The organism is Kluyvera sp. Awk 3 (assembly GCF_028069715.1).
Classification (GTDB): domain Bacteria; phylum Pseudomonadota; class Gammaproteobacteria; order Enterobacterales; family Enterobacteriaceae; genus Kluyvera; species Kluyvera georgiana_A.
The window spans coordinates 1-739 of record NZ_JANEWH010000307.1 but is presented as its reverse complement, the minus strand read 5'-3'; the positions used below and the strand labels follow the sequence as shown (position 1 = coordinate 739).

Sequence of the window (739 nt, the reverse complement as noted above, 5' to 3'; positions counted from 1 at the left end):
TCCACGTACCTATTATTTTAGGAAAATTATGTCCACTAATCCTGTTCAACTTGATGAAGTTAGCCTACGCATTCTCGATATCCTGCAACATAACGCGGATATCAGTAACACGGAACTGGCTGAAAAAGTCGGCCTGTCAGTATCCCCCTGCTGGCGTCGTGTGGCAGAGATGAAAGAGAATCATGTTATCAGGGGCTCGGTCATGCTGGTGGATCCTCTGAAGTTGGGGTTAGCGGTCAATGTGTTCGTGCATGTCTCCCTGCGCCAGCAGGATAAAACTTCACTGCAAAAGTTTACTGAAGCGATAAGCGATCGCGAGGAAATCATGGAGTGCTACCTGATGACCGGAGAAGCAGACTTCCTGCTAAGGGTAGTGGTGGAAGATTTACAAAAATACCAGGTGCTGATTATGGAATGTTTGACACAAATTGAAGGCGTCGCGAGTATTCGTTCCAGCTTCGCGCTGAATCAGGTGAAATATACAACCGTACTGCCTACCCGACATCTGAAAAAAAAGTACTAATACCAGGTATTATCATCCTGCGATTAACCAGTAAAAGCATCAATGGATTCTCTCCTTACAGGGAAATATTGATGTAATAATTGGCCTTATCGACTTAATGAGCCCCTTCCTGACAGAGAACTCTGAAACGGGCCCACAAACAGTCCAGGTGCAAACGACAAGCCTACGACTTGTCCTGAAAGCATCAGTCAAAACGCACAATTCAGTCAAAAATAT

The 739-nt window shown here is 45.1% G+C and carries 1 protein-coding gene; it reads left to right on the top strand.

What is annotated here, in order from left to right:
• The first annotated feature begins 28 nt into the window (after positions 1–28).
• Entirely contained in the window at positions 29–523 is a 495-nt protein-coding gene (locus NNN71_RS24800; RefSeq protein ID WP_267453886.1) for an Lrp/AsnC family transcriptional regulator, read from the top strand.
• Positions 524–739: the final 216 nt, after the last annotated feature.

What these genes read in the sequence shown, in the direction of transcription:
- NNN71_RS24800 (WP_267453886.1), top strand. Translation starts at nt 29, where the DNA reads ATGTCCACTAATCCTGTTCAACTTGATGAAGTTAGCCTACGCATTCTC.